This window comes from Cellulomonas sp. P2_B4 (assembly GCF_056404795.1).
The window spans coordinates 121,323-142,146 of sequence record NZ_JBFUDI010000003.1; the positions used below are offsets into that span (position 1 = coordinate 121,323).

At 71.7% G+C, this 20,824-nt stretch carries 15 protein-coding genes; 4 read left to right on the forward strand and 11 right to left on the reverse strand.

All coding sequences use genetic code 11. The features are described 5' to 3' along the window. Positions 1-4: 4 nt before the first annotated feature. The 4 genes from AC1DZC_RS05535 (at position 5) to AC1DZC_RS05550 (ending at position 5,380) form a co-directional block, all read left to right on the forward strand. The gene (locus AC1DZC_RS05535; RefSeq protein ID WP_477042529.1) at positions 5-550 is read left to right on the forward strand and encodes a helix-turn-helix transcriptional regulator; all 546 of its coding nucleotides are present in this window, start codon (positions 5-7) and stop codon (positions 548-550) included. 189 nt (positions 551-739) lie between these two features. Continuing rightward, positions 740-1,927, forward strand: a complete 1,188-nt coding sequence (locus AC1DZC_RS05540; protein WP_477042829.1) for an HRDC domain-containing protein — start codon at positions 740-742, stop codon at positions 1,925-1,927. A gap of 127 nt (positions 1,928-2,054) precedes the next feature. Then, on the forward strand, positions 2,055-3,290 hold the full coding sequence (locus tag AC1DZC_RS05545; RefSeq protein ID WP_477042530.1) for a thiolase family protein: 1,236 nt from the start codon (positions 2,055-2,057) through the stop codon (positions 3,288-3,290). Continuing rightward, a complete protein-coding gene (locus tag AC1DZC_RS05550) occupies positions 3,287-5,380 on the forward strand; it encodes a 3-hydroxyacyl-CoA dehydrogenase NAD-binding domain-containing protein (protein ID WP_477042531.1) in 2,094 nt (697 codons plus the stop codon). Before AC1DZC_RS05545 ends, AC1DZC_RS05550 begins: the two co-directional genes overlap by 4 nt. Before the next feature lie 57 nt (positions 5,381-5,437). Here AC1DZC_RS05550 and yjfF read toward each other — a convergent pair whose 3' ends face one another. The 11 genes from yjfF to dxs form a co-directional block, all read right to left on the reverse strand. Continuing rightward, entirely contained in the window at positions 5,438-6,457 is a 1,020-nt protein-coding gene (gene yjfF / locus AC1DZC_RS05555; protein ID WP_477039473.1) for a galactofuranose ABC transporter, permease protein YjfF, read from the reverse strand. Further along, entirely contained in the window at positions 6,457-7,491 is a 1,035-nt protein-coding gene (locus AC1DZC_RS05560) for an ABC transporter permease (RefSeq protein ID WP_477039474.1), read from the reverse strand. Before AC1DZC_RS05560 ends, yjfF begins: the two co-directional genes overlap by 1 nt. Continuing rightward, positions 7,488-9,029, reverse strand: coding sequence for a sugar ABC transporter ATP-binding protein (locus tag AC1DZC_RS05565; protein WP_477042532.1), 1,542 nt, complete (start codon positions 9,027-9,029; stop codon positions 7,488-7,490). The genes AC1DZC_RS05560 and AC1DZC_RS05565 overlap by 4 nt, the downstream gene beginning before the upstream one ends. A gap of 99 nt (positions 9,030-9,128) precedes the next feature. Next, positions 9,129-10,145, reverse strand: a complete 1,017-nt coding sequence (locus tag AC1DZC_RS05570; RefSeq protein ID WP_477039476.1) for an ABC transporter substrate-binding protein — start codon at positions 10,143-10,145, stop codon at positions 9,129-9,131. Positions 10,146-10,355: 210 nt separating this feature from the next. Continuing rightward, complete coding sequence (gene araA / locus AC1DZC_RS05575; protein WP_477042533.1) at positions 10,356-11,858, reverse strand: L-arabinose isomerase; 1,503 nt, start codon at positions 11,856-11,858, stop codon at positions 10,356-10,358. Next, positions 11,855-12,577 (reverse strand): L-ribulose-5-phosphate 4-epimerase, encoded by a 723-nt coding sequence (locus AC1DZC_RS05580; RefSeq protein ID WP_477042534.1) that lies wholly within the window; start codon positions 12,575-12,577, stop codon positions 11,855-11,857. Before AC1DZC_RS05580 ends, araA begins: the two co-directional genes overlap by 4 nt. A 21-nt stretch (positions 12,578-12,598) precedes the next feature. After that, complete coding sequence (locus AC1DZC_RS05585) at positions 12,599-14,164, reverse strand: xylulokinase (RefSeq protein ID WP_477042535.1); 1,566 nt, start codon at positions 14,162-14,164, stop codon at positions 12,599-12,601. 457 nt (positions 14,165-14,621) lie between these two features. After that, positions 14,622-15,635, reverse strand: coding sequence for a LacI family DNA-binding transcriptional regulator (locus tag AC1DZC_RS05590; RefSeq protein ID WP_477039479.1), 1,014 nt, complete (start codon positions 15,633-15,635; stop codon positions 14,622-14,624). 97 nt (positions 15,636-15,732) lie between these two features. Then, positions 15,733-16,566 (reverse strand): pyruvate formate-lyase-activating protein, encoded by an 834-nt coding sequence (gene pflA, locus AC1DZC_RS05595; protein WP_477042536.1) that lies wholly within the window; start codon positions 16,564-16,566, stop codon positions 15,733-15,735. Then, on the reverse strand, positions 16,563-18,836 hold the full coding sequence (gene pflB / locus AC1DZC_RS05600; RefSeq protein ID WP_477042537.1) for a formate C-acetyltransferase: 2,274 nt from the start codon (positions 18,834-18,836) through the stop codon (positions 16,563-16,565). The genes pflA and pflB overlap by 4 nt, the downstream gene beginning before the upstream one ends. A gap of 91 nt (positions 18,837-18,927) precedes the next feature. Then, entirely contained in the window at positions 18,928-20,811 is a 1,884-nt protein-coding gene (gene dxs / locus AC1DZC_RS05605; RefSeq protein ID WP_477042538.1) for a 1-deoxy-D-xylulose-5-phosphate synthase, read from the reverse strand. Between the last annotated feature and the right edge of the window lie 13 nt (positions 20,812-20,824).

A 20,824-nucleotide genomic window follows, 5' to 3' on the forward strand; every position in this document is an offset into this window, starting at 1 on the left:
GCACGTGAGCATCGAGCCGCTGCGACGAGAACTGGCCCAGGCACGTGGGCCCGAGCTTCGACGTACCCTGACGAGCTCACGCCCCGGGACCTCCACCCCCGTGGCGCCGAGCCCGACCAACCCCGCCACGCAGCAGATGTGCGTCGTCGTGACGGAGGTGGCCGACGGTGACGGCGGTGCCCTCGTGCGCAACCTGCGCCGTCGAGGCGCCCCGCGGGTCGTCGTCCTGACCCGTCGCGCCGCGCGCCCCGAGCTGAGCATCCTGCTGGCCGGCGGCCTGCGCGGCGCCATCGCGAGCGCGACCTCGCCCACCCTGCCCCGGGCCGCGGCTCCCGCGGCCGCCCCGCCTCCCCTGCCGGAGCTGACCGCGCGCGAGGTCAGCGTGCTCAAGCTCGTGGCGGACGGCCGGACCAACCGGCTCATCGGCGAGGAGCTCGGCCTGTCCGCGCTCACCGTCAAGAGCCACCTCGCGCGCATCTCGCGCAAGCTGGGCACCGGCGACCGCGCCGAGCTCGTCGCCATCTCCATCCGCGGCGGCGTCCTGTCCTGACGGGCCTGACCCGTTTGCTCCCGCGCGGCCTGCGCGGATGCGTCCGTCCCGTCGCTTACCGTTGCACTCATGCGACCTGAGGCGACCCCCGACCTCCCCGCCGGGGGGTCTGAGCCGCCTGCCGTCGAACCTTCCGTGGACCTTCCCGACGAGCCCGCCGGCGACGTCTCGGAGGCTCCGGAGGTCGTCATGCTCACCGAGCCGGCCGAGGGCATCCCGCCGGTCGTCGAGACCGCCGAGGCCCTCGCGGCCGTCGTCGCCGCCTTCGGCGCGGGCACCGGCCCGGTCGCCGTGGACGCCGAGCGCGCCTCGGGCTACCGCTACGGCCAGCGCACCTACCTGGTGCAGATCCGACGCGAGGGCGCCGGGACCGCGCTGATCGACCCGATCGCCGTCCCCGACCTGTCGTCGCTGTCCCAGGCGCTCGTCGGCGTCGAGTGGGTCCTGCACGCGGCGTCCCAGGACCTGCCGGGTCTGGCCGAGCAGAACATGCTGCCCAGCCGCGTGTTCGACACCGAGCTCGGTGCCCGGCTGCTCGGCATGGAGCGCGTCGGGCTGGCCGCCGTCGTCGCCGACGCGCTCGGGCTCGGCCTGGCCAAGGAGCACTCCGCGGTCGACTGGTCCACGCGCCCGCTCCCGTCCGAGTGGCTGCGGTACGCCGCGCTCGACGTCGAGGTGCTCGTCGAGCTGCGCGAGATCCTGGCCGAGCGGCTGGCCGTCGCCGGCAAGGCCGAGTGGGCCGCCCAGGAGTTCGAGGCCGTCCGCACCGCACCTCCGCCGCCTCCGCGCGTCGAGCCCTGGCGCCGCGTCTCCGGCCTGCACGCGATCCGCGACGCCCGCCGCCTGGGCGTGGTCCGCGAGCTCTGGCTCACGCGTGACCAGAACGCCCGCCAGCGGGACATCTCCCCCGGCCGCGTCCTGCCCGACCACGCGATCGTCGCGGCGGCGCAGGCCCTGCCGCGCACCGTCAATGAGCTGACGGCGCTGCCGGCCTTCGCCGGCAAGGGCACGCGTCGGCGGGCCACGCTCTGGCAGACGGCGATCGACCGCGCCATGGCCGAGCCCGACAGCGACCTGCCCTCGGTGCGCGGCCCGAAGAGCGACGCGCCTCCCCCGCCGCGCGCCTGGGCCGAGAAGGACCCGGCGGCGGCGGCGCGCCTGGCCGCGGCGCGCGAGGCCGTGGCGGCGCTGTCGACGCAGTGGTCCGTCCCGGCGGAGAACCTCCTGCAGCCGGACCTGCTGCGCCGGCTGTGCTGGACCCCGCCCACCACGCTGGACCTCGACGGGATCAGCGGATTCCTGACCGCCGGCGGCGCCCGCCCGTGGCAGGTCGAGCTCGTCGCGCCGCGACTCGCCGAGGCGTTCGCAAGCCTCTAGACAGCCCGGTTACCGACGGGTAACTTACGCGTCGCACGAATCCCGGTACTCGGGGTATCGTCTAATGGTCGCGGGCTCGCAGTCGCGTGCCCGCCGGACACCGTCGTCCCGCCTTTGGAGGCCCTGGATGCCCACCCCCGCACCGCGAGTCCGTCGCGTCGTGTTCGTCGACGGGGTACGCACCCCGTTCGGTCGCGCACGCAAGGACGGCCTGTACGCGAACACCCGCGCCGACGACCTGTCGGTCAAGACGATCCGTGAGCTGCTGCGCCGCCACCCGGAGCTGCCGCCCGAGCGGATCGACGAGGTCGCCATCGCCGCGACCACGCAGCAGGGCGACCAGGGCCTGACCCTCGGTCGCACCGTCGGCGTGCTGGCCGGGCTGCCCCGGTCCGTGCCCGGGTACGCGATCGACCGCATGTGCGCGGGCGCCATGACCGCGGTGACCAACACGGCCGCCGCGATCGGCGTCGGCGCCCAGGACGTCGCCCTGGCCGGCGGGGTCGAGCACATGGGTCACCACCCGATGGGCTTCGACGCCGACCCGAACCCGCGGTTCCTGTCCGAGCGCCTGGTCGAGAACGACGCGCTCAACATGGGCGTCACGGCCGAGAACCTGCACGACACGTTCCCCGCCCTGACGCGGGAACGTGCGGACGCCTACGGCGCCGCCAGCCAGGCCAAGTACGCCGCCGCGCTGGCCGCCGGCAAGATCGACCCCGACCTCGTGCCCGTCGCGCTGCGCGACCCGGAGAACGGCTGGGGCCTGGCCACCGCCGACGAGCCGCCCCGACCGGGCACCACCGTCGAGGCGATCCAGAAGCTGCCCACGCCCTTCCGCCCGGGTGGCCGCGTCACGGCCGGCACCGCCGCACCGCTCACCGACGGTGCCGCGTCCTGCCTGCTCGCCGCCGAGCACACCGCCGCCGAGCTCGGCCTGCCGACCCGGATGCGCATGGTGTCGTTCGCCTACGCCGGTGTCGAGCCGTCGATCATGGGCATCGGCCCCGTCCCGGCCACCACCAAGGCGCTGCAGCGCGCCGGGCTGACGATCGAGGACATCGGTCTGTTCGAGATCAACGAGGCGTTCGCCGTACAGGTGCTCTCGTTCCTCGACGCGTTCGGCATCGCCGACGACGACCCGCGGGTCAACGAGTACGGCGGCGCGATCGCTGTCGGCCACCCGCTGGCCTCGTCGGGCGTCCGCCTCATGACGCAGCTGGCCCGCCAGTTCGCCGACCACCCCGAGGTCCGCTACGGCCTCACGACGATGTGCGTGGGCCTCGGCCAGGGCGGCACCGTCATCTGGGAGAACCCGCACCACCCCGACTACGAGTCCTACACCGAGGAGAGCGCCAAGTGAGCGACGAGCGCGTCACCCACTCCCACGCCCGCGACGTCCGCCTGCCCGGCGGTGCCGGCACGCTCGCGCTGGTCACCCTCGACAACGGCCTCGACCACACGAAGCCGACGACGCTCGGCCCGGTGGGCATCGCCGAGCTGACCGAGACCCTCAAGGCGCAGCAGGCGCGGGCCGCGGCAGGCGAGATCGTCGCCGTCGCCGTGACCGGCAAGCCGTACTTCCTGGCGGCCGGAGCCGATCTGAGCCAGGCGGGCACGATCCCCGACCGCGACGCCGCCCTCGCGTTCGCGCGCGCCGGCCACGCCGTCTACGAGCTGCTGCACTCGATGGGCGTGCCGACGTTCGCGTTCGTCAACGGCATCGCGCTGGGCGGCGGCCTCGAGCTCGCCCTCAACTGCGACTACCGCACCGCCGCGTCCGACGTCCGCGCTCTGGCCCTGCCCGAGACGGGCCTCGGCCTGGTACCCGGCTGGGGCGGCGCCTACCTCGTGCCGCGCCTGGTGGGCATCGAGAAGGCGATCGACGTGATCTTCACGCGGCCCGCCGCCAACAAGCCGTACTCGGCGACCGAGGCCGGCTCGTTCGGTCTCGTCGACGTGGTCCTGGACCCGGCCGACTTCCTCGAGGAGTCGATCCGCTGGGCCGCTCGCGTGGTCACCGGCGAGGTCGTCGTCGAGCGCCGTCCGCTCGACCCGGCCCCGCTGTGGGACGGCGCGGTCGCCGCCACCCGGCAGCGGCTGGACGCCGTCGTCGCCGGCTCGCGCCCGGCGCCCGGACGCGCGCTCGACCTCGTCGCGGCCGCGCGCACCGAGAACCGGGCCGAGGCGTTCGCCGCCGAGGACGAGGCGCTCGCCGACCTGATCATGAGCGACGAGATGCGCGCCAGCGTGTACGCGTTCGGGCTCGTCTCAGGCGGCAAGCGTCCCGCGGGCGCACCCGACCGGTCGCTCGCGCAACCCGTCACGCGCGTCGGCATCGTCGGCGCCGGCCTCATGGCCGCGCAGATCGCGACCCTGTTCGCGCAGCGGCTCGGCGTGCCGGTCGTCATGCGCGACCTGGACCAGGAGCGCGTCGACAAGGGGCTCGCCGCGGTCAAGGCGACCGTGGACCGGCTCACGTCGACGGGCCGGATGGGTCAGGCCGCCGGTGCCCGTCTCCTCGGCTCGATCCACGGGACCACCGACCTGGCCGAGTTCGCGTCCTGCGACCTGGTCATCGAGGCCGTCACCGAGATCCTCGACCTCAAGAAGCGTGTCTTCGCCGAGCTCGAGACGGTCATCTCCCCGACGGCCATCCTCGCGACGAACACGTCCGCCCTGTCCGTGACCGCGATGGCCGCGGACCTGCAGCACCCCGAGCGCGTCGTCGGTCTGCACTTCTTCAACCCCGTGGCCGCGATGCCGCTGGTCGAGGTCGTGCAGGCGCAGCAGACGTCGCTCGAGGCGCTGGCCACCGGGTTCGCCGTGGCGTCCAAGCTGCGCAAGACGGCGGTGCTCGTGGCCGACCGCCCGGGATTCGTCGTCAACCGGCTGCTCGTCCTGCTGCTCGGCGTGATCGTCGACGCGGTCGAGAACGGCACGCCCGTCGAGGTGGCCGACCGTGCGCTGCGGCCCCTCGGCCTGCCGATGCCGCCGTTCGAGCTGTTCGACCTGGTGGGACCGGCCGTCGGGCTGCACGTCCTCACGTCGCTGCGCGAGGACCTGGGCGACCGGTTCCCGCGCTCCCCGGGCCTGGAGAAGCTCGTCGCCGACGGCACCAAGGTCGTCCTGCCGGCACCCGCCAAGGGACTGCCCAAGCCCGTCGACCCGGCCATCCAGTCGGCGTTCACCGGGCCCGCGCAGGCCGCGCCGCTCGACGAGGCGGGCGTGCTCGACAGCGTGCTCACCTCGCTGACGGTCGAGGTCGGGCACATGCTCGAGGAGGGCGTCGTCGCCACCCCGCAGCAGATCGACCTCTGCATGATCCTCGGTGCGGGCTGGGGCTTCCACCTCGGCGGCCTCACGCCCTACCTGGACCGCACGGGCTACTCCGAGCGCGTCCTGGGCCGTCGGCTGCTCCCCGACGGGCTGGCGAACGTCCCGACTGCGTGAGCACAGAGAGGGAGGCGGCGGACCACCGGTCCACCGCCTCCCTCGTGCGTTGCCCGGCTAGCGTCTGCGGAGCGCCAGGAGCCGCTGCAGGACCACGAAGACCAGCAGCAGCGCGCCGATGAAGATCTTGGTCCACCAGGAGCTCAGCGTGCCCTGGAACGTGATGATCGTCTGGATCAGACCCAGCACGACCACACCCATCACGGACCCGAGGACGAAGCCGCTCCCTCCGGTCAGCAGGGTGCCACCGATGACCACCGCGGCGATCGCGTCGAGCTCCATGCCCACGCCCGTGAGCGAGTACCCGGACCGCGAGAACACCACGAAGAGGAGTCCGCCGATGCCCGCGCACGTTCCGCTGATGACGTAGACGAGCACCTTGGTGCGCGCCACGGGCAGGCCCATGAGCCGGGCGGACTGCTCGCTGCCGCCGATGGCGTAGACCGTGCGACCGAACCGCGTGTAGTGCAGGGTGACGAACGCGATCAGCACCACGGCAAGTGCGATGACGCCGCTGGGCGTGATGTCGAACGTGCCGAAGAGCGGCCACCGGGTCTGCGAGAGAGAGACGATGGTCGGGTCGGTGATCGGGATCGACTCGGGCGCGACGATGTAGCACAGGCCTCGGGCCAGGAACATCGCCGCCAACGTGGCGATGAACGGCTGTACCTCGAAGACGTGGATCATCAGCCCGACGGCCAGGCCGATCAGCGTTCCGACGAGGACGGCCGCCGGGATGGCGAAGGCGGCACTCCATCCGTGCGTGAACATCCACGCCGACACGCACGTGGACAGGGCCAGGACCGCACCGACCGACAGGTCGATGCCGCCCGTGAGGATCACGAAGGTCATGCCCACCGCGAGGACCACGAGGAACGAGTTGTTGATGAGCACGTTGGCCATGACGCGGCCCGTGAGGAAGTTCTCGTACAGGTTCCCACCGATGGCGAGCATCAGGACGAGCACGATGACCGTGCCGAGCACGGGGATGTAGCGGTCGTCGATCCGGAACCTGCGGCGACGGGAGGTCGTCGAGGGGTCCGACACGGTCGGCGAGGTGAGCTGGTCGGTCGCCATCAGGCCGGAACCTCCACGGGCGCGGGGGCGGGGGCGGCTGGTCGACGTCGACCCCATGAGCTGTTCCGCACCTTGGGTGACTGCAGCAGGCAGACGACGATGACGACGAGCGCCTTGAACAGCGACACTGCGTTGGCCGGCACACCGAGGATCGTGATCGTGAGCGTGAGCGTCGTGATCACCAGGGCGCCGACGAGCGTGCCCGCCAGGGAGAACTTGCCTCCCGCGAGCGACGTGCCTCCGATGACGACCGCGAGGATGGCGTCGAGCTCGATGAACAGGCCGACGTTGTTGGCGTCGGCCGCCATCGTGTCGGCACTCTTGATGAACCCCGCGATGCACGCGAAGAGCGCGCAGAGGATGTAGACGGTCCAGATGATCGTCCGCGCCCGCACACCGGCGAGCCGGCTGGCCGACGGGTTGATGCCGACCGCCTCGATGAGCACCCCGAGCGCCGTGCGGCGGGTGACCAACGCCGTCACCACGAAGAAGAACCCGGCGATCAGCGCCGCGTTCGGCAGGCCGAGCGTGTACCCCGACGCGAGCGACTTGTAGGGGGCGCTCGTCACGGTGGTGATCTGGCCGCCGGTGATGAGCATGGCGATGCCGCGACCGGCCGTCATCAGGACCAGTGTCGCGATGATCGGTTGGATGCCGACGACCGCGATGAGGAACCCGTTCCAGATCCCGATGACGAGGCACACCAGCAGGGCGGTGGCCATCGCGGAGGCCACCGTGGCCACCGACCCGGGGTCGGGCGAGGAGGCGATCTGCGTCAGCGCGATCGCACCCGCGATCGCCATGACGGCGCCGACCGACAGGTCGATGCCGCGTGTCGCGATCACCAGCGTCATGCCGAGCGCGACCAGGAGCAGCACGCTCGTGCGACGGATGATGTCGATAGGACCGCCGAACAGGTGCCCGTCACGGACCTCGATGTCGAGGAACGTGTGCGACTTCAGCACGCTGGCCAGCAGCAGGGCGAGGAGCGCGACGACGGGCCAGAACAGGCGGTGCCGGGTGATGGTGCTCATGACTCAGCCCCTCCGCTCGCGATCAGGTGGACCACGTCGTCGGTGGTGACGTCGTCCGAGTTGGTGATCTGGGCGACCAGACGGCGGTCGCGCAGCACGGCGATCCGGTGCGAGAGCCGCAGGACCTCCTCGAGCTCGGCCGAGATGAAGACGACGGCCATGCCCTGGGACGCGAGCTCGGCGACGAGCTTCTGGATCTCCGCCTTGGCGCCGACGTCGATGCCGCGGGTGGGCTCGTCGAGGATCAGCAGCTTGGGCTGGGTGGCGAGCCACCGGGCGAGCAGCACCTTCTGCTGGTTGCCGCCCGAGAGGTTGGCCGCGATCGCCTCCGGGTTGGCGGGACGGATGCCGAGCGCCTTGATGTACCCGTCGACGACCTCGTCGGTCTTGCGGCGGGACACCTTCCGCAGCCAGCCGCGGTCGGCCTGCAGCCCCAGCGTGATGTTCTCGCGGACGGTCAGGTCGCCGACGATGCCCTCGGTCTTGCGGCTCTCCGAGGAGTAGACGATGCCGCGGGCCAGCGCAGAGCGCGGGGTGCGCAGCTTCGTCGGCTCGCCCAGCACCCGCACCTCGCCGTGGTCGGCGCGGTCGGCGCCGTACAGCAGCCGCGCGAGCTCGGTGCGGCCGGAGCCCAGCAGTCCGGCCAGCCCGACCACCTCGCCGGCGTAGACGTCGAGGTCGAACGGCTCGATCGACCCCTTGCGCCCCAGGCCGATGGCCTGCACGAACGGTGCGGTGTCGGAGCGCTCGGCGACGGACCGCTTGGGCGCCTCCTCGAGCTCCTCGAGCACCTCGAGCGCGCGGCCGATCATCTTCTGCACCAGCTCGACGCGCGGCAGCTCGGACGGGCGGTACTCCCCCACCAGCGCCCCGTTGCGCAGCACGGTCAGACGGTCGCTGATCGCGTAGACCTGGTCGAGGAAGTGGGAGACGAACAGGATGGCGACGCCGCTGTCGCGCAGCCTGCGGACGACGTCGAACAGCCGAGCGACCTCGTCGGCGTCCAGGCTCGAGGTCGGCTCGTCGAGGATGAGCACGCGGGCGTCGACGACCATGGCCCGGGAGATCGCCACGAGCTGCTGCACGGCGAGCGAGTGCGAGGACAGCGACGACTTGGGGTCGATGTCCAGGTTGAGGGTGGCCAGGTGGTCACGGGCCGCGCGGCGCGTGCTGCGCCAGTCGATCACGCCGGCCCGGCGCACCTCGTGCCCGAGCATGATGTTCTCGGCGACGGACAGGTTGTCGCAGAGGTTGACCTCTTGGTACACGGTGCTGATCCCGGCGTCCTGCGCCTGGGCAGGGCCCGTGAAGGACCGTTCCTGCCCGTCGACGACGATGCTGCCCGCATCGATCGCGTACACGCCGGTGAGCGCCTTGATGAGGGTGGACTTCCCGGCACCGTTCTCGCCCATGAGGGCGTGCACCTCACCGGGGAACAGGCGGAAGTCGACACCGTCGAGGGCTTTGACCCCCGGGAAGCCGAGGGTGATCCCCGACATCGTGACGATCGGGGGGTCCTGCTGCTGCGTTGCGGTCATCGTCGACCTTTCCTCCGAACCGACCGTACGGGTCGGCGGGATGAGCCGCTCCCCGGGGCGTGGGCCCCGGGGAGCGGCGTGGACAGGGTCAGATGTCCGTCAGTACTGCCGGTCGGGCAGGGCCGCGATCGCCTGCTCCTGGTTGAACTCGCCGTCCTGCGTGACGATGCGCGGCTCGACCGTGCCACCGCTGTTCAGCGTCTTGATGATCTCCGCCAGGTCCGGGCCGAGCAGCGGGTTGCACTCGACGATGTAGCTGATCTTGCCCTCGGAGAGCGCGACCATGCCGTCGTGGACGCCGTCGATGCTGACGACCTTGATGTCCTTGCCGGGCACCTTGCCGGCAGCCTCGATCGCCTCGATCGCACCCAGGCCCATGTCGTCGTTGTGGGCGTAGACCACGTCGATGTCCGGGTACGCCTGGAGGAAGCCCTCCATGACCGTCTTGCCCTCGGCGCGCGTGAAGTTACCGGTCTCCGACGCGATCACCTTGACGTTCGGGTTGTCCTTGATCGCGTCCGCGAAGCCGGACTTGCGGTCGTTCGCCGGTGCCGAGCCCGTGGTGCCCTGCAGCTCGACGACGTTGATCGGCTCCGTGCCGAGGGTGTCGGAGACGTACTTGCCGATCCGCTCGCCCTCCTGGACGAAGTCCGACCCGATGAACGTCTTGTAGAGCGACGTGTCCTCGGTGTCGACCGCGCGGTCGGTGAGGATCACGGGGATGTTGGCCGCCTTGGCCTCCTCGAGGACCGCGTCCCAGCCGGACTCGACCACGGGCGAGAACGCGATGTAGTCGACGCCCTGGGCGATGTACGACCTGATCGCCTGGATCTGGTTCTCCTGCTTCTGCTGCGCGTCCGAGAACTTCAGGTCGAAGCCTGCGTCCGCGGTCAGGGTGTCCTGGATGGACTTGGTGTTGGCCGCGCGCCAGCCGCTCTCCGAGCCGACCTGGCTGAAGCCGACGACGATGGCGTCGTCGCCGCCGCCACCGGCCTGCGCGGTCGAGCCGCCACTGGCGTCGTCGCCGCTGTCGCTGCCTCCGCACGCCGCCAGACCGAGTGCGAGTGCTGCGACGCCGGCGACGATCGCGCTGGTCCTGAACCTCTTGCTGAGCATCTGATTCTCCTCCTTGAGAACGACAGGCACGCTGGACCGGCCCACGCCGGCCGGTCCGCGCCGCGAAGTCCCAGGCACGGGACCCGCGAGCACCGCTGCGTCCGGCGAGGGCCGGTCGGCAGCGGGTTCAGCTAAGCGATGTTAGCGCTCACATCGTGCGGAGTGCCTCCTCTTTTTGTTGCGTTCTGATCACGTTCTTGTCGATACGTGTCACAAGCCCTGCGCCACCCGGAAGTACACCTGGTTCCAGCGGACCTGGTCCTTGAACCCCCGGCGGGTCGTGCCCTCGTCGATCACCAGCAGCTCCGTGCGGGCGATCTCGGCGAAGTCCTCGAACACCTCGATGCCGACCGCGGTCGACAGGACCGTGTGGTGCGCTCCGCCCGCCGTGAGCCACGCCTCCGCCGAGGTGCGGAAGTCGGGCCGCGGCTCCCAGACCGCTCGCGCGACCGGGAGGTGCGGCAGGGGTGCGGACGGCGCGACGACGTCGACCACGTTGGCCGTGAGCCGGAACCTGTCGCGCAGGTCGGCGAGCGACACGACGACGCCGACGCCCGGGTCCGCGTCGAACACCAGCCGGACCGGGTCCTCCTTGCCGCCGATGCCGAGGGGGTGCACCTCGAGGCTCGGCCGCGCGGTGGTCAGCGTCGGGCAGACCTCGAGCATGTGCGCCCCGAGGATGCGCTCGGCGCCCGGGGTCAGGTCGTAGGTGTAGTCCTCCATCAACGAGGCGCCGCCGGGCAGCCCGGCGCCCATCACCTTGGCCGCTCGCACGAGGATCGCGGTCTTCCAGTCGCCCTCGGCGCCGAAGCCGTAGCCGTCCGCCATGAGCCGCTGCACCGCGAGCCCGGGCAGCTGGCGCAAGGCGCCGAGGTCCTCGAAGCTCGTCGTGAAGGCCTTGGAGCCGAGCTGCTCCAGCAGGGTGCGCAGCGCCACCTCCTGGCGGGCGCCGTAGCGCAGCGACTCGTGCCGCTCCCCCCCGCGACGCAGCTCGGGCGCCACGTCGTAGAGGTCCTCGTACTCGGCCACGAGCTTGTCGATGTCCGGGTCCGCCACCTCGTCGACGGCCGCGACCAGGTCGTTCACGCCCCAGGTGTTGACCGAGACGCCGAACCGCAGCTCGGCCTCCGTCTTGTCGCCCTCGGTCACGGCGACGTTGCGCATGTTGTCGCCGAACCGTGCCAGGCGCAGGTCGTTGGTCGCCGCCCAGCCCGCGCAGGCGCGCACCCAGGTGGCGATCGAGGCCGTGACGGCCGGGTTGCTCACGTGACCGGCGACGGTCTTGCGCGGCGCACCCAGGCGGGTCGCGATGTAGCCGAACTCGCGGTCGCCGTGGGCGGCCTGGTTGAGGTTCATGAAGTCGAAGTCGATGGTGTCCCACGGCAGCTCGACGTTCGCCTGCGTGTGCAGGTGGAGCAGCGGCGTGCGCAGCGCGTCGAGCCCCGCGATCCACATCTTGGCCGGCGAGAAGGTGTGCATCCAGGTGATCACGCCGATCACGGAGTCGTCGGCGTTGGCCTCGAGCGCGGTCCGGCGGATCGCGTCCGACGTGGTCAGCACCGGCTTCCAGACGAGCGTCGCCGGCAGCAGCGTGCCGAGCACTCGGGCGATCTCCTGCGACTGCTCGGCCACCTGCCGGAGCGTGTCCTCGCCGTAGAGGCCCTGGCTCCCGGTCAGGAACCAGATCTCGCGGTCGGCGTACGGCTTGGTCATGAACGGTCCTCCGTGAGGGTCTGTCCGTACACGTGCTGGTAGCGCGCGTAGAGCGAGTCGATGTCTTCCTGGGCGATCCGGACGGTCGGGCCGAGCTGGCGCGCGACGTGCACCGTGCGCGCCACCTCCTCGACCATCACCGCGGCCTTCACCGCCGCGAGGGCGTCGCGGCCCACCGTGAACGGTCCGTGGTTGCGCATGAGCACGGCAGGGCTGCGGGAGTCGCGCAGCGTCTCGACGATGCCGCGGCCGATCGAGTCGTCGCCGATCAGGGCGAACGGGCCGACCGGGACGTCGCCGCCGAACTCGTCGGCCATCATCGTCAGCACGCACGGGATGGGTTCGGCGCGGGCCGCCCAAGCCGTCGCGTACGTCGAGTGGGTGTGCACGACCCCACCGACCTCGGGCATGTTCCGGTAGACGTAGGCGTGGGCCGCGGTGTCCGACGAGGGCGCGCGGTCTCCGTCGACGAGCTTCCCGTCGAGGTCGCAGACGACCATCGAGCTCTCGGTGAGCTCGTCGTACGTCACGCCGGACGGCTTGATGACGAACAGGTCGTCGAGCCCGGGTCCCGTCGCCGGGTCGACCAGCACGCGCTGCGACACGTTCCCGGCCGTCCACACGACCAGACCCCACCGTGGGAGCTCCGCGTGCAGGCGCGCCACGACCTCGCGGGTGCGGGCGACCGCCTCGAGGACCGGGCGGGTGTACGTCGTCATGTCGGTCTCCTGTGCCATGTCCTAGACCGCCTCCACCGCGGCGCGCTCGATCGCGAGGCCCGCGCTGTAGCGCTCGAGGTAGGTGTCGAACCCCTGGACGTCCCCCGCGTCGGGCGCCACCGTCACGGCGACCGCGTCGCCGAAAACGCGCGTGCTCAGGTAGGCGCTCAGGTCCTGCTCCGGCCCGGCGTCGAGGTAGGCGGCGAGCACCGCGATCCCCCACGCCCCGCCCTCGCCCGCGGTCTCGCCGACCGTCACCGGCGCCCCGACGGCGGCGGCGAGCAGCCGCTGCGCCACCCCGGCCGTCCGGAACATCCCGCCGTGGGCGTACATCGCGTCGAGCTCGACACCCTCCGCGGTCAGGACGCGCATCCCCAGGCTCAGCGTGCCGAACGCGCCGTAGACCTGGGCACGAACGAGGTTGGCGAGCGTGAGCCGGCTGTCGGGGGTCCGCACGATCAGCGGACGCCCCTCGGACAGCCCGGTGATCGGCTCGCCCGAGAGGTAGTTGTAGGCGAGCAGCCCCCCGCCGTCGGGCTCGCCCGCGAGAGCCTCGCGCAGCAGGACCCCGAACACCTCGTCCGACGAGGTCGGGTGACCGAGGGCCGCGGCGAACTGACCGAAGACCTCCGCCCACGCCCCGAGCTCGCTCGCACCGTTGTTGCAGTGCACCATCGCGACGAGGTCGCCGGCCGGGGTGGTCACCAGGTCGAGCTCGTGGTGGACCGTCGAGAGCGGGCGTTCGAGCACGACCATCGCGAAGATGCTGGTGCCGACGCTGACGTTGCCCGTGCGCGGCGCGACCGCGTTGGTGGCGACCATCCCGGTGCCGGCGTCGCCCTCGGGCGGGCAGAGCGGGATGCCCGGCTGCACGGTCCCGGTCGGGTCGAGGAGCGCGGCGCCCGCCTCGGTGAGCCGGCCGGCCTCCTGACCGGCGAGCAGGATCTCGGGGAGCAGCGGCGCGAGGTCCGGACCGGGGTACGCGGCGAGCATGCGCGCGTCCCACGACCGGGTCGCCGGGTCGATCGGGAACATGCCCGAGGCGTCGCCGATGCCGAGCACCTTGCGGCCGGTGAGCTGCCAGTGGACGTAGCCCGCGAGCGTGGTCAGGAAGCGCACCTCGGGCACGTGCGGCTCGGCGTCGAGCGCGGCCTGGCGCAGGTGCGCGACGGACCATCGCAAGGGGATGTTGTGGCCGAACAGCCCGGTCAGCTCGGCGGCGGCCGGCCCGGTGCTGGTGTTGCGCCAGGTTCGGAACGGCACCAGGAGCTCGCCGGCCTCGTCGAAGGGCAGGTACCCGTGCATCATCGCGGAGACGCCGATCGCCCCGAACGTCGCCGGGCGCACGCCGTACTGCGCCTCGGCGTCGTCGAGCAGCGCCGCGACACTCTCCCGCAGACCCGTCCACACCGCGTCGAGCGAGTACGTCCAGACCCGGTCGACGAACTGGTTCTCCCAGTCGTGGCTGCCGCTCGCGAGCGGTGCGAGGTCCGGACCGACGAGGACGGCCTTGATGCGCGTGGACCCCAGCTCGATGCCGAGCGTCGTCCGACCGCTCACGAGGGCCTCGACCGGGTCGAACGTCATCACGCTGCCTCTCTGCAGACGACCGCGGCGGACGCCGGCGGCCGGTTGAATGTTAGCGCTAACATCGCCCGTCTTGTCCACACCGGATTGGTCTCATTTCGGTCTCGGTCCTCCCGAGGTCGGCCAACGCCCGCCCGACCGGTCCATGCGGCCGAGCTCACGAACGCAGTCGACGCCCGCCCAGTCAGCGCGTGCGGCCGTGCGCACGAACGCGCCCGACGCGCAGACGGTCGGCGCGTGCGGCCGTGCGCACGAACGCACCCGACGCGCCCGGGCGGCGCGGGCGGGGTTCTCACGAGGTTGCCCGCACGCACCGCCCCGGCCTCCGCGTGCGGACCTAGCCGCACCAGGGACAGGAGTGACGGGTGGGACGCGTGAGGCACCTCACCAGTCACACGTGTCCCAAGCGAGGCTAGGTCGACACAGAACTGGACGCCCTGACGGGGGCCGAGCAGGCTCAGCTCGGGCGGACGGAGCTGGCGCGGACGACCAGCTCGGCGGGGATGCGCTGGTGCAGCGTCTGCTCCCCCGCGAACGCGGCCTGCAGCGACGAGACGGCCAGCCGTCCGAGCGCCCCGAAGTCCTGCCGGACCGTGGTCAGGGGCGGTGTGTAGTGGGCGGACCCGACCTCGTCGTCGAACCCGACGAGCGCCACGTCCGACGGCACGCGGACGCCTGCCTCCCAGAAGGCGTGCAGCAGACCGAGGGCGAGCTGGTCGTTCGCGGCGAAGATCGCCGACGGCAGCCCCTCGCGCGCCAGCCGCAGGCCGAGGTCGTACCCGTCGGCGGCGTCCCAGGCGGCCTCGATGTGCTGCGGCGCCCCGGGGCCGCTGATCTCGCGCCAGCCGGCGAGGCGGTCCTGCGCGTCGAACCAGTCCTGCGGCCCCGCCACGTGCAGGACCGAGGTGTGGCCCTGGTCGAGCAGGTGCTGCGTGGCAAGCCGGGCGCCGTGCCGCTGGTCGACGCCGACCGCGTGCAGGTAGGTCTCGGCGGGCAGGTCGGAGGCCGAGGAGATGAGGACGACCGGGACGGGCAGGTCGATCGCGGCGATGGCGGCGGCGACCTCCGTGGTCGGCGCGATGATCGCGATGCCGTCCACGCCGTGGCCCAGGAAGTGCTCGACCGCAGAATGCATCGTCTCGCCGTCGAACGTGCGGATCGTCGCGACGGAGACGTACCAGCCGACCTCGCGAGCGGCCTCCTCGAGGCCGACCAGCGTGCTCGTCGGGCCGTAGAGGGCGGTCGCGGGCGTGACGACGCCGAGCACCCCCGACCGGCGGGTGACCAGGGCCCGGGCGGCGCTGTTGCGGCGGTAGCCGAGCTGCGCGATCGCGTCGTTGACGCGCTCGCGCGTGGCCGGCCGGACCGACGGGTGGTCGTTGAGCACGCGCGAGACGGTCTGGTGCGAGACCCCCGCGAGCGCGGCGACGTCGCTCATGGCCGGCGGCCGCGCAGAGGTCGTGCCGGTCATGTGCCCACCTTCGGACGCCGAGAGGTACGACGAACCGACGGCGCCCGGTCGATCTCGTCTGTGAGTGTCTGCTGGGCCCACGGTAGTGCGCCGGACGTCAGTAGACGGTCAACCCCCGCGCCCGGAACACCGAACGCGCCTCCTCGACCTGCGACGGGCTCGGCGGCACGGTGTCCTCCAACGCGTACTCGAGGCCCAGCTCGGCCCACTTGTCGCGCCCCATCTGGTGGAACGGCAGCACCTCGACACGCTCGGCACCGCCGAAGGCGACGATCTCGTCGGCGGCAGCCGCGACGTTCGCGGGCGAGTCGGTCAGGCCGGGGACCAGGACGAAGCGCACCCAGATCGCGATGCCGCGGTCGTTGAGGCGCCGCCCGAACTCGAGGGTGGGACCGAGCTCGCGCCCGGTGACCCGGTGGTACGTGTCCGGCAACCCGGACTTCACGTCCAGCAGCACCAGGTCGAGGTCGTCGAGCATCGCGTCGGTGCAGTGCGCGCCGAGGAAGCCGGACGTGTCGAGCGCGGTGTGCAGGTCCAGCTCCTTGGCGCCGTGGAGCAGCGACGCCGTGAACGCCGGCTGCATGAGCGGCTCGCCGCCGGAGACCGTCAGGCCGCCGCCGGTGGCCGTGAGAACGGTCCGGTACCGCGCGAGGCGACCCAGGATCGCGTCGGCGGTGACGTCCGTCCCGCGGCGCATCTCCATCGTGTCGGGGTTGTGGCAGTAGAGGCAGCGCAGCGGGCACCCGGCCAGGAACACGGTCATCCGGGTGCCGGGCCCGTCGACGGCCGTCACGAGCTCCCACGAGTGCACGGAGCCGAGCTCACCCGTCCGGATCGACTCCAGCCGCGCGCTGCGGTCGAGCTCGATCGCGGACAGGCCTGCCGTCCCGGCATGTGCCCGTGGGAGCCCCAGGCCCACGGCGGTACTCATACCGAGCCGTGGAACGTCCGGGAGAGCACGTCCAGCTGCTGCTCGCGGGTCAGTCGCACGAAGTTCACGGCGTAGCCCGACACGCGGATGGTCAGCTGGGGGTAGTTCTCCGGGTGGAGCATCGCGTCCTCGAGCGTCTCGCGGTTGAGGACGTTGACGTTCATGTGGAACCCGTCCGACAGGACGTAGGCGTCGAGGAGCCCGACGAGGTTGCCGACCCGCTCCTGCGGCGTCCGGCCGAGGCCGGCGGGCAGCACGGTCGAGGTCAGCGAGATGCCGTCCTGAGCCTGCTCGTAGGGGATCTTGGCCACCGACAGCGCCGACGCGAGCATCCCGTGGGAGTCCCGCCCGTTCATCGGGTTCGCGCCGGGTGCGAACGGAGCGCCGGCGGGCCGACCGTCGGGTGTCGACCCGGTCGCCTTCCCGTAGACGACGTTCGACGTGATCGTCAGGACCGACTGCGTCGGGACGGCGTCGCGGTACGCGGACAGCGTGCGGAGCTTGCCCATGAAGGTCTCGACGAGCCCGACCGCGATGGAGTCGGCGCGGTCGTCGTCGTTCCCGTAGGTCGGGAAGTCGCCGTCCACCACGTAGTCCGTGACGAGTCCGCCGGGGACCCGGACGGGGTGCACGGCCGCGTACTTGATGGCCGCGAGCGAGTCGGCCACGACCGACAGCCCGGCGATGCCGCAGGCCATGGTGCGCAGCACGTCCGCGTCGTGCAGCGCCATCTCGAGGCGCTCGTACGCGTACTTGTCGTGCATGTAGTGCACGCAGTTGAGCGCGTCCATGTAGGTCTGGGCCAGCCAGTCCATCATCGTGTCGAACTTGGCCATCACGTCGTCGTAGTCGAGCACGTCGCCGACGACGGGGTCGGTGGCCGGTGCGACCTGGCGACCGGTGATCTCGTCACGACCGCCGTTGATCGCGTACAGCAGCGCCTTGGCCAGGTTCACGCGGGCGCCGAAGAACTGCATCTGCTTGCCCACGCGCATCGGCGAGACGCAGCACGCGATCGCGGCGTCGTCGCCCCAGGCCGACCGGATGAGCTCGTCGGACTCGTACTGCACGGCCGAGGTGTCGATCGATACCTGCGCGCAGAACCGCTTGAACTCCACCGGCAGGCGGTCGCTCCAGAACACGGTCAGGTTCGGCTCGGGCGCCGGGCCCAGGTTGTACAGCGTCTGCAGGTACCGGAACGACGTGCGCGTGACGAGCGGCCGACCGTCCTTGCCGATGCCGCCGATCGTCTCGGTCACCCAGGTCGGGTCGCCCGAGAAGAGCTCGTCGTACTCCGGGGTGCGCAGGAAACGTACGATCCGCAGCTTGATGACGAAGTCGTCGACGAGCTCCTGTACCTGGTCCTCGGTCAGCACCCCGGCGTCGAGGTCCCGCTGCAGGTAGATGTCCAGGAAGGTCGAGGTGCGGCCCAGCGACATCGCCGCGCCGTTCTGCTCCTTCACCGCCCCGAGGTAGGCGAAGTACAGCCACTGCACGGCCTCGCGGCCGGTGGTCGCCGGCTCGGAGATGTCGTAGCCGTACGACGCCGCCATGGTCTTCAGCTCGTTGAGTGCGCGGATCTGCTCGCTGTTCTCCTCGCGGGCGCGGATGACGTCCTCGGACGAGCGGCGGGTGTCCAGGGCGGCGCGCTCCTGGCGCTTCGCCTTGATCAGGGCGTTGACCCCGTACAGCGCGACGCGGCGGTAGTCGCCGATGATGCGGCCGCGGCCGTAGGCGTCGGGCAGGCCGGTGATCAGGTGCGACGACCGCGCCGCCCGGACGTCCGGCGGGTAGACGTCGAAGACGCCGTCGTTGTGCGTCTTGCGGTACGTCCCGAAGATCTTGCCGACCACCGGGTCGGGGTCGAAGCCGTAGGTCTCGAGCGACTTCTCGACCATCCGGTAGCCGCCGTTGGGCATGATCGCGCGCTTGAGCGGCGCATCGGTCTGCAGGCCGACGACGAGCTCGTTCTCCTCGTCGATGTAGCCGGGGGCGTGCGACGTGATGGTCGACGGCGTGTGGACGTCGATGTCGTAGACGCCGCGCTCACGCTCGGCCGGGAACATCTCGCTCAGTCGCGCCCAGAGCGCGGTCGTCCGGGCGGTCGGACCCGCCAGGAACGTCGCGTCGCCCTCGTAGGGCGTGTAGTTGCGCTGGATGAAGTCCCGGACGTCGATCCGGTCCACCCAGGGGCCCGGCGCGAATCCTTGCCAGCCAGGCTCGCGGTCGCGTGCGCTGCGGTCGGTGGTGGGCACCGTGCTGGTGGACATCTGTGCTCCTCATGGGGTCGGTACCTCGACCCTAGAAGTGGCGGAGCGCGCGAGACCCGGGCCGAATGGCCCTAGGAGGACGTCGCGTAGGTCACACTCTACGACCGAGCGCGACGAGGGTGTCGCGGGCGATGTCCGTGGGCCGCAGGCGGAGCGTGCCGACGAGCTGGTCGCGCGTCGCGTGGTCGAGGAACGCCCGCGGGATGCCGAACGCCTGGACAGGGGTGGTCATCCCGGCCTCGGCCGCCCGCTGGCCGACGAGGGCACCGATGCCGCCGTCGACGACGCCGTCCTCGATGGTCACCACGTGGTCGTGCTCGCCGACGAGCTTGGTCAGCGACTCGGGCACGGGCAGGACCCACCGGGGGTCGACGACGTCCACCCGCAGGCCGTGCGCGGCGAGGATGTCGGCGACGTCGAGCGCGGTGCCGACCATCGAGCCGATCCCCACGACGAGCACGGACGGGGCGTCGGCCGGACCCTCGTGGCGCGCGAGCAGATCGACGCCGTCCAGGTCCTCGAGCGCGGGGATGGGGTCGCCCAGGGCGCCCTTGGGGTAGCGCACCACGGTCGGTGCGTCGTCGACGTCGACGGCGGCACGCAGGGCGGCGCGCAGGGTGGCCTCGTCGCGCGGTGCCGCGAGCCGCAGCCCGGGGACGATGCCGAGCATCGCCATGTCCCACATGCCGTTGTGGCTGGCGCCGTCGTCACCGGTCAGGCCGGCGCGGTCGAGCACGAACGTGACGCCCGCCTTGTGCAGCGCCACATCCATGAGCACCTGGTCGAAGGCGCGGTTGAGGAACGTCGCGTAGATCGCGACGACGGGGTGCAGGCCGCCGAACGCCATGCCGGCGGCGGACGTCGCGGCGTGCTGCTCGGCGATGCCGACGTCGAACACCCGCTCGGGGAACTCGGCCGCGAACGGCGCCAGGCCGACGGGCTGGAGCATGGCGGCGGTGATCGCGACGACGTCCTTGCGGCGACGGCCGATCTGCACGATCTCGTCGGCGAACACGCCGGTCCAGCCGAACCGCGACGGCGCCAGCGGCAGGCCGGTCTCGGGGTGGATCCTGCCGACCGCGTGGAACCGGTCGGCGACGTCCTGCTCGGCCGGGGTGTACCCGCGGCCCTTCTCGGTGATGACGTGCACGATCACGGGCCCGCCGAACGCCTTGGCGGCCGCCAGCGACCGCTCGACCGCCCGGATGTCGTGCCCGTCGACCGGACCGACGTACTTGATGCCGAGGTCCTCGAACATGCCCTGCGGCACCAGGACGTCCTTGATGCCCTTCTTCATGCCGTGCAGCGCGTCGTAGGTGGCCCGACCGGGGGGACCGGCGCGCCGCAGCGTCCGCTTGCCCCAGGTCAGCACGTTCTCGTAGCCGCGCGTCGTGCGCAGGGTGTCCAGGTGGTGCGCCATGCCGCCGATCGTCGGCGCGTACGAGCGCCCGTTGTCGTTGACGACGACGACGAGACGCCGGTCCTGCCCGTCGGCGATGTTGTTGAGCGCCTCCCAGGCCATGCCGCCCGTGAGGGCGCCGTCGCCGATGACTGCGACGACGTGCCGGTCGCCGCGGCCCTGCAGCTCGTTGGCCTTGGCGATGCCGTCGGCCCAGCTGAGGGCCGTCGACGCGTGCGAGTTCTCGACCACGTCGTGGTCGGACTCGGACCGGCTCGGGTACCCGGACAGGCCGTCGCGGCTGCGCAGCCTGGAGAAGTCGGTGCGGCCCGTCAGGAGCTTGTGCACGTAGGCCTGGTGACCGGTGTCGAAGACCATGGTGTCGAGCGGCGACTCGAACACGCGGTGCATGGCGATCGTCAGCTCGACGACGCCGAGGTTCGGGCCCAGGTGCCCGCCGGTCCGGGAGACGGACTCGACGAGGAACGTGCGGATCTCGGCGGCGAGCTCGTCCGCCTGCTTCGCGCTGAGGCGGCGCACGTCCAGGGGGGAGCTGATGCGATCGAGCTGTCCCATTCGGCGTGCACCT

Coding starts and splice junctions, on each gene's coding strand:
- dxs (WP_477042538.1), bottom strand. CDS start 20,811: ATGGGACAGCTCGATCGCATCAGCTCCCCCCTGGACGTGCGCCGCCTC.
- AC1DZC_RS05565 (WP_477042532.1), bottom strand. CDS start 9,029: ATGACCGCAACGCAGCAGCAGGACCCCCCGATCGTCACGATGTCGGGG.
- pflB (WP_477042537.1), bottom strand. CDS start 18,836: ATGTCCACCAGCACGGTGCCCACCACCGACCGCAGCGCACGCGACCGC.
- AC1DZC_RS05545 (WP_477042530.1), top strand. CDS start 2,055: ATGCCCACCCCCGCACCGCGAGTCCGTCGCGTCGTGTTCGTCGACGGG.
- AC1DZC_RS05580 (WP_477042534.1), bottom strand. CDS start 12,577: ATGACGACGTACACCCGCCCGGTCCTCGAGGCGGTCGCCCGCACCCGC.
- pflA (WP_477042536.1), bottom strand. CDS start 16,566: ATGAGTACCGCCGTGGGCCTGGGGCTCCCACGGGCACATGCCGGGACG.
- AC1DZC_RS05560 (WP_477039474.1), bottom strand. CDS start 7,491: ATGAGCACCATCACCCGGCACCGCCTGTTCTGGCCCGTCGTCGCGCTC.
- AC1DZC_RS05540 (WP_477042829.1), top strand. CDS start 740: ATGCTCACCGAGCCGGCCGAGGGCATCCCGCCGGTCGTCGAGACCGCC.
- AC1DZC_RS05585 (WP_477042535.1), bottom strand. CDS start 14,164: ATGACGTTCGACCCGGTCGAGGCCCTCGTGAGCGGTCGGACGACGCTC.
- araA (WP_477042533.1), bottom strand. CDS start 11,858: ATGACCAAGCCGTACGCCGACCGCGAGATCTGGTTCCTGACCGGGAGC.
- AC1DZC_RS05590 (WP_477039479.1), bottom strand. CDS start 15,635: ATGACCGGCACGACCTCTGCGCGGCCGCCGGCCATGAGCGACGTCGCC.
- AC1DZC_RS05570 (WP_477039476.1), bottom strand. CDS start 10,145: ATGCTCAGCAAGAGGTTCAGGACCAGCGCGATCGTCGCCGGCGTCGCA.
- yjfF (WP_477039473.1), bottom strand. CDS start 6,457: ATGGCGACCGACCAGCTCACCTCGCCGACCGTGTCGGACCCCTCGACG.